We start from the raw sequence: 14,749 nt of genomic DNA, 5'->3' as shown, positions 1-14,749 counted from the left end.
ATTTCCTAAACTAATAGAATCAAGTGTTTAACGAGGAGTCAGAGACTAGGGGCGAAGTTTTCGGTTTGTAGCATACTCGGCAACCGCTGTAAAGAGGACATCTGTTGAAGAGTTCAGGGCTGTTTCGCAGGAGTCTTGCACGACCCCAATCACAAAACCGACTCCGACAACCTGCATAGCTAAGTCGTTGGAAATCCCAAAGAGGCTACAAGCTACAGGAATGAGGAGAAGGGATCCCCCAGCGATTCCAGAGGCACCGCAGGCAGAAATGGCAGCCACGACACTGAGCACAAATGCTGTCCCAAAGTCTACCGAGATTCCGAGTGTGTTGACGGCAGCCAGGGTCAGGATATTTATGGTAACAGCAGCGCCAGCCATATTGATAGTCGAACCAAGCGGGATGGAGACAGAGTAGGTGTCAGGATTCAGTCCCAAGTCTTGGCAGAGTTTCATATTGACAGGGATATTTGCAGCAGAGCTACGAGTGAAAAAGGCTGTAATACCACTGACACGTAGGCATTTCAAAACAAGGGGATAGGGGTTTTTCCTCATAAAGAGAAAGGCGATGAGCGGGTTGATGATGAGAGCGACAAAGGCCATAGTAGCAATCAAAAGTCCTAGGAGGACACCGTAGTTAGCCAAACTGGCAATGCCCTTGTCAGAGATAGTCTTGAAAACCAAGCCTAAAATCCCAAAGGGAGCTAGGTTGATAATCCATTCCACGATTTTAGAGGTGACATCTGCCATGGTTTTCAGTAATTCTTTGCTGTGTTTACTTGCCTCTCTCATAGCCAGGCCAAAGATGACTGCCCAAGAGAGAATTCCGATATAGTTGGCTTCAACAATGGCATTCAAGGGATTGTCCACTAGTTTGAGCAAGAGGTTGCTGAGGACTTGACCGATACCGTCAGGAGCAGCAACTTCTGTATTTGCGCTGGTCAGGGTGATTTGCACAGGCAGTAAGAAACTAGCTAGAACGGCTACCAATGCAGCAGCAAAGGTTCCGAGCAAGTATAGGAAAATAACAGTCTTCATATTGGTGTTTTGTCCCTTTTGGTGTTGGGAAAGGGCATTGGCAACAAGGGCAAAAACCAAAATAGGAGCGATGGCTTTCAGTCCGCCTACAAAGAGATCTCCAAGCAGGCCAATTCCTGTAAGGTTTGGAAAGAGCATCCCTAATGTAGCTCCCAAGATCATTCCAATAAGGATTCGTTTGATGAGGCTTGCCTTGGTCCAGGCTCTAATGATTCGTTTCATAGCAGTCTCCTTCAAATGTATTGTTTATAATTATAGTATAAATATGCTATATAGGCAAGTGATATTTTGAAAATAGGGCCGATAATTGAATAATTATGAAAGAAAAGAGAAGGGCGATTTTATGGTATAATAGGGAAAAGGAGTTTTATATGCAAGATTTTTTTCAACGCTATTTTGATAAACTTGATTTAACAACCATATTAGAGAATCTCTTGACCAAGGTGATTTCTCTTTTGATTTTGTTTTTACTATTTTATATAGCTAAAAAGATGCTTCATGCAACTGTACGAAAGATTGTCAAGCCCTCGCTTAAATTTTCCAATCGAGATGCAGGAAGACAAAAGACTATCTCCCGTTTGCTGGAGAATGTCTTTAACTACATTCTTTATTTCTTTCTGCTCTACTGTATCCTGTCTATTTTAGGTTTGCCAGTTTCTAGCCTCCTTGCTGGTGCGGGGATTGCCGGGGTGGCCATTGGTATGGGGGCGCAAGGCTTTCTATCCGATGTCATCAATGGCTTTTTCATCCTCTTTGAACGCCAGCTTGATGTGGGCGATGAAGTGGTTCTCACAAATGGACCGATTACCGTTTCTGGAAAGGTCGTTAGCGTAGGGATCCGTACAACTCAACTGCGAGGTGACGATCAAGCCCTTCACTTTGTTCCAAATCGTAATATCACCGTCGTCAGCAATCTATCTCGTACTGAATAGGCCGGCTATTTTAGCAGATTTGTGGTACAATAGAAGGAGTTTGGTAAAGGAGAGAGTATGCTATTTGTAGAGAAAAAATTAGGTCACGATTGTACGTGGATAGACCTTGATGTAGACAAGATTAAAAACATGGAAGACCTTTCGGATGTCTATGGATTGGACAAAGAAACTATCGAGTATGCTCTGGATAGAAATGAGCGTGCCCACATGGACTATCACCGTGAAACGGGAACGGTCACCTTCATTTATAATGTTCTTGATTTAGAAAAAGACAAAGAATATTATGAAGCGATTCCGATGACCTTTATCGTTGAAAAACAACGGCTGATCACAATTAGCAATCACAAGAATAGTTATGTGATTAAACGTATGGCAACCTATCTTGAAAGCCATGAAGTTGTTTCAATCTACAAATTTCTTTTTGCCAGTTTAGAGATTATAAGCAATGCTTATTATCCAGTTATTGAAGAGATGGATAAAAGTAAGGATGAAATCAGTGCACTTCTTCGTCAAAAAACAACTAAAAAGAATCTTTTTGCCCTCTCTGACTTGGAAACTGGTATGGTTTACCTGACAGCTGCTGCCAAACAAAATCGTCTCCTCTTGGAACACATCCAAGGGCATGCTCTTTATCGCAATTTTAATGAGGTAGAAAGAGAGCAGTTTGACGATGCCATGATTGAAGCGCACCAGTTGGTTTCGATGACAGACTTGATTTCTCAAGTTTTGCAACAACTCTCAGCCTCTTACAACAACATCCTGAATAATAATCTAAATGATAATTTGACAACTTTGACAATTATCTCAGTCTTGCTAGCTATCCTTGCGGTTATTACAGGATTCTTCGGAATGAATGTTCCCTTACCGTTTGCAGATGAACCAAATGCTTGGATTTATATTTTGATAGCTAGTCTCATTTTATGGGTAGTCTTAGCCCAATATTTAAAGAATATTGCTAGAAATTAAAAAGAAAAGGAGCCAGAATGGCGATTGAAAATTATATGCCAGATTTTGCTGTGGAAGCAGTTTATGATCTGACAGTCCCAAGCCTGCAAGCGCAGGGAATCAAGGCTGTTTTGGTCGATCTGGATAATACCCTCATTGCTTGGAACAACCCTGATGGGACGCCAGAGATGAAGCAATGGCTACATGATCTCCGTGACGCGGGCATTCGCATCATCGTGGTCTCAAATAACACCAAAAAACGAGTTCAACGAGCAGTTGAAAAGTTTGGGATTGATTACGTTTATTGGGCCTTGAAGCCTTTCACTTTTGGGATTGACCGTGCCATGAAGGAATTCCACTATGAGAAAAATGAAGTGGTCATGGTCGGCGACCAACTTATGACGGATATACGAGCAGCTCACCGTGCAGGTATTCGCTCGATCTTGGTCAAGCCCTTGGTCCAACATGACTCTATCAAAACGCAGATTAACCGAGTTCGCGAGCGCCGTGTCATGCGAAAAATCACTGAAAAGTACGGATCGATTACATATAAAAAAGGAATCTAACTATGGAAGAAATTCTCTGTATTGGTTGTGGAGCAGCCATTCAGACGACAGACAAGGCTGGACTTGGCTTTACCCCCCAGTCGGCACTTGAAAAAGGTTTGGAGACTGGCGAAGTCTATTGCCAACGTTGTTTCCGCCTCCGTCACTACAATGAAATCACGGATGTCCAGTTGACAGACGATGATTTTCTCAAACTCTTGCACGAGGTGGGAGACAGTGATGCCTTGGTGGTCAATGTCATTGATATCTTTGACTTTAATGGCTCTGTCATCCCAGGCTTACCACGTTTTGTATCGGGCAATGATGTCCTCTTGGTGGGAAATAAAAAAGATATCCTGCCCAAGTCAGTTAAGCCAAGCAAGATTAGTCAGTGGCTCATGGAACGTGCCCACGAAGAAGGGCTTCGTCCAGTAGATGTTGTCCTGACTTCAGCCCAAAACAAGCATGCCATCAAAGAAGTCATTGATAAGATTGAGCATTATCGTAAGGGCCGCGATGTCTACGTAGTTGGGGTAACCAACGTTGGAAAGTCAACCCTCATCAATTCCATTATTCAAGAAATAACGGGTGATCAGAATGTCATTACGACTTCACGCTTTCCAGGGACAACCTTGGACAAGATTGAGATCCCGCTTGACGACGGGTCTTATATCTACGATACACCGGGGATTATCCACCGCCACCAGATGGCCCACTACTTGACGGCTAAAAACCTCAAGTATGTCAGCCCTAAAAAGGAAATCAAGCCAAAAACCTATCAGCTTAACCCTGAACAAACCCTGTTTCTAGGTGGTCTCGGACGCTTTGACTTCATATCAGGAGAAAAGCAAGGATTCACAGCCTTCTTTGACAATGAACTCAAACTCCACCGTACCAAGCTAGAAGGCGCTAGTGCCTTTTATGACAAGCATCTGGGAACTCTTCTCACACCACCAAATAGCAAAGAAAAAGAAGATTTTCCAAAACTAGTCCAACATGTATTTACCATCAAGGACAAGACAGACCTAGTCATCTCAGGACTCGGCTGGATCCGCGTAACAGGCACCGCCAAAGTCGCCGTCTGGGCACCAGAAGGCGTCGCCGTCGTCACACGCAAAGCAATCATTTAAACACAGAAAGGAAAGAGTTGTCTGGATTAGGGCGAGCTCTGCGAGCCCATAACGAATACTTTTCGCCGTGGTGTCAGTTGGTACAAGGAGTTGTACCAACTGCGGAAAATTTGAGACCTTAGGCTCAAATTTTAGTCATGAAAGTCCGAAGGACTTTGCTGACGTCCGTCACCACTTCAGAAAAGTATTAAAAGAAACTCTTTTTAAGAAATTATGTCATTAACATCAAAACAACGTGCCTTCCTCAACAGCCAGGCACACACCCTCAAACCCATCATCCAAATCGGGAAAAATGGTCTCAACGACCAAATCAAAACCAGCGTCCGTCAAGCTCTTGACGCTCGCGAATTGATTAAAGTTACGCTCTTGCAAAACACAGATGAAAACATCCACGAAGTAGCTGAAATCTTGGAAGAAGAAATCGGTGTGGATACGGTCCAAAAAATCGGACGCATCTTGATTTTGTATAAACAATCTAGCAAGAAAGAAAATCGCAAGATTTCCAAGAAAGTCAAAGAAATCTAAAACCTACTCCAAACAACTGTTTATACAGAGAATTAAAGGAAGACGAGCCTATGGCAATCGAATTATTGACTCCCTTTACCAAGGTAGAGTTGGAGCCAGAAATCAAGGAGAAAAAACGCAAACAAGTCGGGATTTTAGGCGGAAATTTTAACCCTGTTCACAATGCCCATCTTGTTGTGGCGGACCAAGTACGACAACAGTTGGGACTAGATCAGGTCCTGCTTATGCCCGAATACCAACCACCTCATGTAGATAAAAAGGAAACCATTCCCGAGCACCATCGGCTCAAGATGCTTGAGTTGGCGATTGAGGGGATTGAAGGTCTGGACATTGAAACCATTGAGTTAGAGCGTAAGGGCATTTCCTACACCTACGACACCATGAAGATTTTGACAGAGCAACATCCAGATACGGATTATTACTTCATTATCGGGGCTGATATGGTGGACTATCTGCCTAAGTGGTACCGAATTGATGAGCTGGTCGACATGGTTCAGTTTGTAGGGGTTCAGCGTCCACGCTACAAGGCAGGGACTTCCTATCCAGTTATCTGGGTGGATGTGCCTCTCATGGACATCTCGTCCAGCATGGTGCGTGACTTCATTGCCCAAGGTCGGAAACCTAACTTTCTCCTACCTCAGCCAGTGCTAGACTACATCGAGAAGGAGGGGCTTTACTGATGGCATACCAAGACTATATCAACTGCTCCCGCGAGGCTTTGTTGAAAAAAATGGCAGAGCTTCTGCCTGAAAAACGCTTAACCCATTGTCTGGGTGTAGAGCGTGCAGCCATAGAACTTGCGAAACGATTTGGAGTCGATGCCGAGAAAGCTGGTCTAGCAGGCCTTCTTCATGATTATGCTAAAAAGCTGTCAGATCAGGAATTTCTAGACTTGATTGACCATTATCAGCTAGACCCTGACCTCAAAAACTGGGGCAATAATGTCTGGCATGGCATGGTTGGTATCTACAAGATTCAGGAAGATTTGGATTTGCATGATTCAGAAATCCTGCGAGCTATTGAAATCCATACAGTCGGTGCTGGTCAGATGACAGACCTAGACAAGGTTGTCTACGTTGCAGATTATATCGAGCATAACCGCGCCTTTCCAGGTGTGGATGTGGCGCGTGAAATTGCTGAGCTATCGCTCAATAAGGCAGTGGCCTACGAAACAGCTCGTACCGTGGAGCATTTAGCTCATCAGGGATTCCCCATCTATCCCCAAACCCTTGAAACCTATAACGCCTTTGTGCACTATTTGAAAGAGGACTAAATGAACGAAAAAGAATTACTAGAACTAGTCGTGAAAGCGGCTGATGAGAAACGTGCGGAGGATATCCTCGCACTTGACGTACAAGATTTGACCAGCGTGACGGACTACTTTGTCATCACGAGCTCGATGAATAGCCGTCAGTTGGACGCTATCGCAGATAATATCCGTGAAAAAGTAGCTGAAGCTGGCTTTAAAGGCAGTCATGTCGAAGGAGATGCAGCTGGAGGCTGGGTTTTACTAGACCTCGGCGGTGTTGTTGTGCATATCTTCTCAGAAGAAATGCGTGCCCACTATAACCTAGAAAAACTATGGCATGAGGCAGAGTCAGTAGATTTATCTGAAGCTTTGGCGTAGAAGATGACTTGAACTTCGGATGGAAATTACTTTGAAATTCGACAATGTATTGAGATTATTCTTATTTTGAGTAAGAAGTGAGAGATTGCCGAGACTTTCCGTTGTGATAAAAGTTCTTGAAATATTAATGTTTCAAGAACTCGGGAGTTTTGAGATCTTAGGCTCAAAACTAAGTCTTGGAACTTCGAAGAAGGTCGCAGACGTCCGAAATCACCTAAGGAAAGTCTTAAAAAGACTTTGTCTTTAATCGAACTCAGTTGCAGTCAACTGGGTTTTATTTGCTTATTTTAGAAAAAATGGATAGAAAGGTAAAGGGCGTCGTGTTTTGTTCATCTCGAAACTGAACACGAGCTAAAAGCTGCGAGAAAAAGATAAACTTCCTTTGTATCTGACGATACAGCAGAAAGTTTCCTATTTTCTCCTTGCTTTTAACGCTCTTTGTATCTTAATTATGGCTACTTATGAAACCTTTGCGGCGGTCTATGATGCGGTCATGGATGATAGTTTATACGATAAATGGACGGATTTTTCGCTACGTCATTTGCCTAAGACCAAGGAGAGAAAGAAGCTTTTGGAATTGGCTTGTGGAACAGGTATCCAGTCTGTTCGCTTTTCTCAGGCTGGCTTTGATGTGACAGGACTTGACTTGAGCGCGGGTATGCTGAAGATTGCGGAGAAAAGAGCTACTTCAGCCAAGCAAAAGATTGATTTTATTGAAGGCAATATGCTGGATTTATCTAAGGCTGGTAAATATGATTTTGTGACTTGCTACTCGGACTCTATCTGCTACATGCAGGATGAGGTAGAGGTAGGAGACGTCTTTAAGGAAGTATACAATGCCCTCAATGAAGACGGAGTATTCATCTTTGATGTGCATTCGATCTACCAGACAGATGAAGTATTCCCAGGCTATTCTTACCATGAAAATGCGGAAGATTTTGCCATGCTTTGGGATACCTATGAGGACGAAGCTCCTCACTCCATCGTGCATGAGTTGACTTTCTTTATCAAGGAGGCTGACGGTTCCTTTAGTCGTCACGATGAAGTGCATGAGGAGCGGACCTATGAAGTTTTGACCTATGATATTTTGCTGGAGCAGGCTGGTTTCAAGTCTTTCAAACTCTATGCGGACTTTGAGGACAAGGAGCCAACAGAAACCAGCACCCGTTGGTTTTTTGTCGCGCAGAAGTAGGAGAACATCATGACCATCACAGGTATTATCGCAGAGTTCAATCCTTTTCATAATGGGCACAAATATCTGCTTGAGCAGGCGGAGGGACTGAAAATCGTTGCCATGTCTGGGAATTTCATGCAGCGTGGAGAACCTGCTATCGTAGACAAGTGGACACGGGCTCAGATGGCGCTGGAAAATGGAGCAGATCTGGTAGTGGAATTGCCCTTTTTAGTCAGTGTTCAGGCGGCAGATTTCTTTGGCCAAGGAGCTGTGGATATCTTGGCTCGGTTGGGGATTGATACTCTAGATTTCGGGACAGAAGAAGTTCTGGATTATCAAAAGATATCTGACTTATACACAGAGCAAGGTGCTGAGATGGAGAAATTTGTGGAAAATCTGCCTGATTCACTATCTTATCCCCAGAAAACCCAAGCTATGTGGAAGGAATTTGCAGGTCTTGATTTTTCTGGCAATATGCCCAATCATGTTCTAGCTTTGGCCTATGCCAAGGCGGTTGCAGGACGCAACATCAAGCTTGAGCCGATTCAGCGTCAGGGAGCGGGTTATCATTCTGTGGACAAGGATGTGGACTTTGCCTCGGCGACAGCCCTCCGTCAGCACCAGAGGGACAAAGATTTCTTAGAACGCTTTATGCCTTCTCTTGACCTCTTTGAGCAGGCCAGTAAGGTGAGTTGGGATGATTATTTTCCCTTGCTCCGCTATCAAATCTTGTCAAATCCAGACCTGACGACCATCTATCAGGTCAATCAAGAAATGGCAGTGCGTATCAAGGATGCCATCAAGATAGCCCAGTCTGTGGAGGAATTGGTCGAGGCAGTTGCGACCAAACGTTACACAAAAGCGCGTGTCAGACGCCTCTTGACTTATATCTTGGTGCAGGCCAGAGAAAGCGACTTGCCAGAAGCCATCCATGTCCTTGGCTTTACTGAAAAAGGCAGACAACATCTCAAGTCTCTGAAAGGGCAGGTCCATCTAGTCAGCCGAATTGGCAAAGAACCTTGGGATACCATGACCCAAAAGGCAGACCAGATATACCGACTAGGCCAGCCAAGTATAGCAGAGCAGAATTTTGGCAGAGTGCCTATCAAAATAGAATTAAACTAAGTCTACTGAAAGGTAGGCTTTTTGAGATTTTTTCGAATAAATAGATAGAAAAGAAAAATCTTGTACAAGTTCCTGACAATTCCTTTCTTTTCGTGTATAATAGTGGAAAAGAGGTAAAACGAGGTATGGTTATGGAAGCAGTTCTTTACTCAACATTCCGAAATCATTTAAAAGACTACATGAAGAAGGTAAACGATGAATTTGAGCCTTTGACGGTGGTCAATAAAAACCCAGATGAGGATATTGTAGTCCTTTCAAAGAGCGAATGGGACAGTATTCAGGAAACCCTGAGAATCGCTCAAAATAAGGAACTTTCTGATAAGGTTTTGCGAGGAATGGCTCAAGTCCGAGCTGGAAGTACTCAGGTCCATGTGATTGAGGAGTGAGAAATGCTGCTCAAGTTTACAGAAGATGTCTGGGCAGATTATTGCTACTGGCAAACTCAGGACAAGAAAACGCTAAAAAGAATCAACATGCTAATCAAGGATATTCAACGAGATCCTTTTTCAGGAATTGGTAAACCAGAACCACTCAAGTATGACTACCAAGGAGCTTGGTCGCGGCGCATTGATGCAGAAAATCGCTTGATTTATATGATAGATGGAGATAGCGTGGCTTTCTTGTCCTTCAAAGATCATTACTAAGTCTACTGAAAGGTAGGCTTTTTTATTTTAGAAATTTTAGATAGGTAATTGAAGATAAAGTCTTTGGAAAATGACAGACTTCCTAAGTTAAGAAATCAGTAAAAAATTATTAGTATAATAACTAGATTCTTGTCCCTTGAATCCGCTTTATAACTCTTATTTTGTGGTATAATGAAGAGAATTGTTAATATAAAAAAATATAATAGACAAACAAATTTTTATATTTATAAACAATGATAAACTCTTATTTATGATTATATAACAGAAAAGAAGAAAATTTCGAAGGATAATTTGTATTTAGATAATACAAGCTAATGATAGGATGGTTCAAATATGGAAGAAAATTATAACTTATCTATAACTCAAATAAAGAATTCTATTAAAGAAAATTCTTTAATTTTGTTTGTCGGTGCAGGGATTTCAGCAAATTCTAATCTACCAACTTGGGGCGAATTGATTCAATCATTAAAAAAAGAGTTGAACTTACCAGAAGAAAGAACAGATAGTCCTCTGAGAATTGCTCAGTATTATTATGATAATTTTGGGAAAAATCAGTACACAAAAAAGATAGAAGAAATTTTCTTTAAGAGGGGATTAAGTAAACCAAATGAGTTACATAAATTAATAGAAAAAATAGCACCAAAACATATTATTACGACAAACTATGATTCACTTCTGGAAAGTCAGTTTGAAAGTGGTTTGTTAAGGTACAATGTAGTAGCTGAAGATAAAGACATCCCCTATACGAGTTCGGAAAGATACTTGATTAAAATGCATGGAGACTTCAGTAAGAAAAATATTGTTTTAAAAGAAGAAGATTATTTAGACTATCCTTTGAACTTCCCAATGATTTCTACTTTAATCCAGTCATTGATAATGAATCATACTTTATTGTTTGTGGGGTATTCTCTAAGTGATTCGACTTTTAATTCAATTTTTAGAATGATTCAAAATACATTTAAATTGGATGCTAAAAATGCTTATTTTTATACTCCCGAGGAACCGTCTATGATCATCCGAGAGTATTACAAAAAGCAAGGAATTATCATTATCTCTAACGAAGAGAATCCAGGTGAGGAGGCATCAGAAAAACAGAAAAAATTGTATTGCAGGACAAAAGATTTTTTAGAGGCTCTATCAGAAAACCGAAGTCAAGATGTAAATAATGCTGATGATTTATGGAATCAACTGGCTTTTTTAGATAGACTTAGTTTTATTGATGCGAAAGATTTTTCTAGATATTCTGCTTTAAAGAAAAGAGCTTTAAACTGGGATGATGAATATCGCTGGTTTGGAAATAATCAATTAACATTTGAAGTTGATGGTCATGAAGAATTACGAAATATGGTATATAAAAAATCTTTATTAAACCGGTTTCTAGATATGGATATTGATGAACCTAGAGATTTAAAGGAGAATCGCTTCTTAAGTGAGGCTTTTAAGTTGTATGAAGAAAAACAATATTCTTTAGCAAAAGCAAAATTTAGAGAACTAGCTAATATAGCATTTCGTCAGAAAGACTATTTTAACTTTTTAGTTTGTGAATTTAATTTTCAGCAAATTAAAATAATTGATAGACGCGAAAAAACACCTAGTTATGCAGAGCCACTTTATGATGGAGAATTAAGCGAATTAACAGAACAAATTATTAACTCGGTTACAGGAGATGAGAAAAAGGTTATAGAATTTTTTAGAGATTCAATCCTTAATCTCAATTTTTTATATAGAAAATTAGAAACTATTAATGAATTATTTGATGAAATTCGTGAAGAGCATGAAAACTATAGAAGAGGAGGATGGTCTTCTAATTATCATCTCTTTAATGCGAAGTTTACAGTAAAAAATCTTTATAATTTTTTAAAATTAAATTGTTTATGTGTTGAACATTATAAGATTTATAAATCAATCGTTAATAGATATTTAGAAATATTATTACTCAGTTATGATAATTCATATGTAAATCCTGAGGCAAGTATTTTCGATAGAACAGCCTCTTGGCTTAAAAATCTAGATTTGGATGATGTCCAATTAATTCTGCCGAGTATAGATTTTAAGGTTGTAAATTTATATTTTAGAAACTATTCATTTAGCAAAATAAAAGTTACTGAGGAAGCGAAAGACTACTTGTTGAATCGAATTACTTATCTTCAAGAAAGACTTGAAATTACTGAATATGAAAACCTCCGAGAACTTAAAAATATACTAACTTTTCTTCCTCTTGTTGATGATATTGACATAGAAAGAGTAATAGAGATTTTAAATACTCAAACACTGTATTATAATTGGAGAGAGGAAATTAGGGGACTTATTAAAATAGTTCTCGCTAATATGGATTCTATTGATAAAAATTCATTGAATTCTAAGATAATTGGGATTGTAAATAAACATTTAAATGAAATTTTGGAGAACAATTTTTCGTTATATTATTCAGTGTATCCACTCTATTCACAGTTACTAGAATACTGCTCAACTGATCAGGAAACTGCAATAGTAGTACTCGAAAAATTTAATACAGATATTTTAAGAATAAAATATAAAAAAGACGATATAAAAAAAATCTTAGAATATTCTGACTTGATATGTCACTTATTTAAGTATTTTGAAGAGGATGTTAAAGATGATATTTTAGATACTCTAAAAGCTTATGAAAAATCAGAAAACATTATTTACCATAAAGTAATTGATCTGATGAGTTCTAAAGTCTATGATTTTCCTCAGATACAAAATAAAATCTACCATTATTTGATTGAAAGAATTAATGATAAAAGAGTTGAGGGGGTTAAAACTTTCCCAGAACCAAGAGAAAAATCTGTATCAGATTTATACAACTTAAGTAGAAAAGGATATTTTTCTGATTTTGAGATTTTAAAAGATATTGAAGAAGATATTCGAGGACTTTATCCTGAAGTAGATTGGACTTGGTTCCATGATAGAAGTGATGATGTTATCCATCGTCTATTAGAATATAGAACTCCCAATAATATTAAAACTTATTTTTCAAAAAATGAAGAAGATAATAAATTGATTAATGAGTATATTTTAAAAGCTCTCGATGAGGATAAACTAATACTTAAGAAATAGACTGAAACAACTAAATAAAAAAACAGTTAATTTATGACAAATTTGACCTTGAAGAGAAGCTGTAATTTCCTAAAGTGAATTTTCAAAGACTTGAAAGCAAAATGTTTGAATCTAGCAGAACACTACTTGGTACAATAATAGGTAATCCATAGCTGTAGAGATTCGGTGGAACTTTTTGATAGTGACAATGAATTGCTTCCTCAAAAATCTAAGGAATTGTAGTCCTAAAATTCATACAAAACTCTTCAATTTGGGTTTGTGAAAATCGGTTTTTTATGATAGAATATTAAGGAATGTATGTCATTCGATAAACAAATTTAATGAGGTAAAAACATGGAAATCATGACCATTGCGATTGTTGTTTTTGCCGTCATCATTGGTTTAGTCATTGGATATGTCAGCATCTCAGCTAAGATGAAATCATCTCAAGAGGCTGCAGAGTTGATGCTTCTAAATGCTGAACAAGAAGCAACTAATTTACGAGGACAAGCTGAGCGCGAAGCGGATTTATTGCTAAATGAAGCTAAGAGCGAAAGCAAGTCTCTTAAAAAAGAAGCACTATTGGAGGCCAAAGAGGAAGCCAGAAAATACCGTGAAGAAGTGGACGCTGAATTTAAGTCAGAACGTCAGGAGCTCAAGCAAATCGAAAGTCGTTTGACGGAACGTGCAACGAGTCTTGACCGCAAAGACGACAATTTGACGAACAAAGAAAAAACACTTGAACAAAAAGAACAAAGTATTTCTGATAGAGCAAAAAACCTTGATGCACGTGAAGAGCAATTAGAGGAAGTCGAAAGACAAAAAGAAGCTGAACTTGAACGTATCGGTTCCCTTTCCCAAACTGAGGCTCGAGATATTATCTTGGCTCAGACAGAGGAAAATTTGACCAAGGAAATTGCTAGCCGCATTCGTGAGGCAGAGCAAGAAGTGAAGGAACGTTCAGACAAGATTGCGAAAGATATCTTGGTTCAGGCTATGCAACGTATCGCTGGTGAGTATGTAGCAGAGTCAACAAACTCTACAGTTCACCTACCAGACGATACCATGAAGGGACGCATTATCGGTCGTGAAGGACGCAATATTCGTACCTTTGAAAGTTTGACAGGGGTAGATGTCATCATTGACGACACGCCAGAAGTGGTAACCTTGTCAGGATTTGATCCGATTCGTCGTGAAATTGCTCGTATGACCATGGAAATGTTGCTCAAGGATGGCCGTATCCACCCAGCTCGTATCGAGGAGTTGGTGGAGAAAAACCGTCAAGAGATTGACAATAAAATCCGTGAATATGGGGAGGCTGCTGCCTATGAGATTGGTGCGCCAAACCTCCATCCAGACTTGATGAAGATCATGGGACGTTTGCAGTTCCGTACTTCTTATGGACAAAATGTCTTGCGTCATTCGATTGAGGTTGCTAAGTTATCTGGTATCATCGCCAGTGAACTTGGTGAAAATGCAGCTCTTGCCCGTCGTGCTGGATTCCTTCACGACATAGGGAAAGCTATTGACCGCGAGGTTGAAGGTAGCCACGTTGAGATTGGTACAGAGTTGGCTCGTAAGTACAAGGAACACCCAGTTGTGGTGAATACGATTGCTAGCCACCACGGTGATGTCGAAGCCGAAAGCGTCATTGCAGTGATTGTTGCTGCAGCAGATGCCTTGAGTGCAGCGCGTCCAGGTGCCCGTAGTGAATCTCTTGAAAGCTATATCAAGCGTCTCCATGACTTGGAAGAAATCGCCAATGGCTTTGAAGGTGTGCAAAACAGCTTTGCCCTTCAAGCAGGACGTGAAATCCGTATCATGGTTAATCCAGGACAAATCAAAGACGACAAAGTCACAATCTTGGCTCACAAAGTTCGTGAGAAAATTGAAAACAATCTCGATTACCCAGGAAATATCAAGGTAACCGTGATCCGCGAACTTCGTGCAGTAGATTATGCTAAATAAATAAGAAAGAGCAGTTGAAATATTACTGCTTTTTTGTTA

15 protein-coding genes are annotated in these 14,749 nt (G+C 40.1%); 14 read left to right on the top strand and 1 reads right to left on the bottom strand.

The features are described from left to right. Positions 1-45 precede the first annotated feature (45 nt). On the bottom strand, positions 46-1,257 hold the full coding sequence (gene sstT, locus M1G01_RS05290) for a serine/threonine transporter SstT (protein WP_084937355.1): 1,212 nt from the start codon (positions 1,255-1,257) through the stop codon (positions 46-48). A 149-nt stretch (positions 1,258-1,406) separates the two neighbouring features. Between sstT and M1G01_RS05285 the strand changes: the two genes are divergently transcribed. From M1G01_RS05285 to M1G01_RS05220, 14 genes are all read left to right on the top strand, one after another. Continuing rightward, a complete protein-coding gene (locus M1G01_RS05285) occupies positions 1,407-1,967 on the top strand; it encodes a mechanosensitive ion channel family protein (RefSeq protein WP_001150569.1) in 561 nt (186 codons plus the stop codon). Between the two features lie 57 nt (positions 1,968-2,024). Beyond that, the gene (locus tag M1G01_RS05280) at positions 2,025-2,933 is read left to right on the top strand and encodes a magnesium transporter CorA family protein (protein ID WP_000899715.1); all 909 of its coding nucleotides are present in this window, start codon (positions 2,025-2,027) and stop codon (positions 2,931-2,933) included. Positions 2,934-2,950: 17 nt separating this feature from the next. Continuing rightward, positions 2,951-3,478, top strand: coding sequence for a YqeG family HAD IIIA-type phosphatase (locus M1G01_RS05275; protein ID WP_247931326.1), 528 nt, complete (start codon positions 2,951-2,953; stop codon positions 3,476-3,478). A gap of 2 nt (positions 3,479-3,480) precedes the next feature. Then, positions 3,481-4,587: a ribosome biogenesis GTPase YqeH gene (gene yqeH, locus M1G01_RS05270; RefSeq protein ID WP_000391169.1), complete on the top strand. Its 1,107-nt coding sequence runs from the start codon at positions 3,481-3,483 to the stop codon at positions 4,585-4,587. Between the two features lie 213 nt (positions 4,588-4,800). After that, complete coding sequence (yhbY, locus tag M1G01_RS05265) at positions 4,801-5,112, top strand: ribosome assembly RNA-binding protein YhbY (protein ID WP_000060171.1); 312 nt, start codon at positions 4,801-4,803, stop codon at positions 5,110-5,112. 50 nt (positions 5,113-5,162) lie between these two features. Then, positions 5,163-5,792 (top strand): nicotinate-nucleotide adenylyltransferase, encoded by a 630-nt coding sequence (locus M1G01_RS05260; protein ID WP_000963715.1) that lies wholly within the window; start codon positions 5,163-5,165, stop codon positions 5,790-5,792. After that, positions 5,792-6,385, top strand: a complete 594-nt coding sequence (gene yqeK, locus M1G01_RS05255) for a bis(5'-nucleosyl)-tetraphosphatase (symmetrical) YqeK (RefSeq protein WP_247931325.1) — start codon at positions 5,792-5,794, stop codon at positions 6,383-6,385. The genes M1G01_RS05260 and yqeK overlap by 1 nt, the downstream gene beginning before the upstream one ends. Then, positions 6,386-6,739, top strand: coding sequence for a ribosome silencing factor (rsfS, locus tag M1G01_RS05250; RefSeq protein ID WP_033583417.1), 354 nt, complete (start codon positions 6,386-6,388; stop codon positions 6,737-6,739). Positions 6,740-7,190: 451 nt separating this feature from the next. Then, the gene (locus M1G01_RS05245) at positions 7,191-7,931 is read left to right on the top strand and encodes a class I SAM-dependent DNA methyltransferase (protein WP_247931324.1); all 741 of its coding nucleotides are present in this window, start codon (positions 7,191-7,193) and stop codon (positions 7,929-7,931) included. Between the two features lie 9 nt (positions 7,932-7,940). After that, a complete protein-coding gene (locus M1G01_RS05240) occupies positions 7,941-9,038 on the top strand; it encodes a nucleotidyltransferase (protein WP_247931323.1) in 1,098 nt (365 codons plus the stop codon). A 131-nt stretch (positions 9,039-9,169) separates the two neighbouring features. Then, complete coding sequence (locus M1G01_RS05235; protein WP_000388572.1) at positions 9,170-9,424, top strand: type II toxin-antitoxin system Phd/YefM family antitoxin; 255 nt, start codon at positions 9,170-9,172, stop codon at positions 9,422-9,424. A 3-nt stretch (positions 9,425-9,427) separates the two neighbouring features. Then, positions 9,428-9,682: a Txe/YoeB family addiction module toxin gene (locus tag M1G01_RS05230; protein WP_070568019.1), complete on the top strand. Its 255-nt coding sequence runs from the start codon at positions 9,428-9,430 to the stop codon at positions 9,680-9,682. 333 nt (positions 9,683-10,015) lie between these two features. Then, positions 10,016-12,763, top strand: a complete 2,748-nt coding sequence (locus tag M1G01_RS05225) for an SIR2 family protein (protein WP_070568017.1) — start codon at positions 10,016-10,018, stop codon at positions 12,761-12,763. Positions 12,764-13,096: 333 nt separating this feature from the next. Then, positions 13,097-14,710: a ribonuclease Y gene (locus tag M1G01_RS05220; RefSeq protein ID WP_216734102.1), complete on the top strand. Its 1,614-nt coding sequence runs from the start codon at positions 13,097-13,099 to the stop codon at positions 14,708-14,710. Positions 14,711-14,749: the final 39 nt, after the last annotated feature.

The sequence above is a fragment of the Streptococcus oralis genome (genome assembly GCF_023110055.1).
GTDB classification, from domain to species: domain Bacteria; phylum Bacillota; class Bacilli; order Lactobacillales; family Streptococcaceae; genus Streptococcus; species Streptococcus oralis_BY.
Note: the sequence above shows the minus strand (reverse complement) of the source record. Positions and strands in the feature narration are given on the sequence as shown.

Excerpts from the sequence above, each read along its gene's own strand:
- M1G01_RS05240 (WP_247931323.1), top strand. The coding sequence starts at position 7,941 with ATGACCATCACAGGTATTATCGCAGAGTTCAATCCTTTTCATAATGGG.
- M1G01_RS05280 (WP_000899715.1), top strand. The coding sequence starts at position 2,025 with ATGCTATTTGTAGAGAAAAAATTAGGTCACGATTGTACGTGGATAGAC.
- M1G01_RS05220 (WP_216734102.1), top strand. The coding sequence starts at position 13,097 with ATGGAAATCATGACCATTGCGATTGTTGTTTTTGCCGTCATCATTGGT.
- yhbY (WP_000060171.1), top strand. The coding sequence starts at position 4,801 with ATGTCATTAACATCAAAACAACGTGCCTTCCTCAACAGCCAGGCACAC.
- M1G01_RS05230 (WP_070568019.1), top strand. The coding sequence starts at position 9,428 with ATGCTGCTCAAGTTTACAGAAGATGTCTGGGCAGATTATTGCTACTGG.
- M1G01_RS05260 (WP_000963715.1), top strand. The coding sequence starts at position 5,163 with ATGGCAATCGAATTATTGACTCCCTTTACCAAGGTAGAGTTGGAGCCA.
- yqeK (WP_247931325.1), top strand. The coding sequence starts at position 5,792 with ATGGCATACCAAGACTATATCAACTGCTCCCGCGAGGCTTTGTTGAAA.
- rsfS (WP_033583417.1), top strand. The coding sequence starts at position 6,386 with ATGAACGAAAAAGAATTACTAGAACTAGTCGTGAAAGCGGCTGATGAG.
- M1G01_RS05285 (WP_001150569.1), top strand. The coding sequence starts at position 1,407 with ATGCAAGATTTTTTTCAACGCTATTTTGATAAACTTGATTTAACAACC.
- M1G01_RS05225 (WP_070568017.1), top strand. The coding sequence starts at position 10,016 with ATGGAAGAAAATTATAACTTATCTATAACTCAAATAAAGAATTCTATT.
- yqeH (WP_000391169.1), top strand. The coding sequence starts at position 3,481 with ATGGAAGAAATTCTCTGTATTGGTTGTGGAGCAGCCATTCAGACGACA.
- M1G01_RS05275 (WP_247931326.1), top strand. The coding sequence starts at position 2,951 with ATGGCGATTGAAAATTATATGCCAGATTTTGCTGTGGAAGCAGTTTAT.
- M1G01_RS05235 (WP_000388572.1), top strand. The coding sequence starts at position 9,170 with ATGGAAGCAGTTCTTTACTCAACATTCCGAAATCATTTAAAAGACTAC.
- M1G01_RS05245 (WP_247931324.1), top strand. The coding sequence starts at position 7,191 with ATGGCTACTTATGAAACCTTTGCGGCGGTCTATGATGCGGTCATGGAT.
- sstT (WP_084937355.1), bottom strand. The coding sequence starts at position 1,257 with ATGAAACGAATCATTAGAGCCTGGACCAAGGCAAGCCTCATCAAACGA.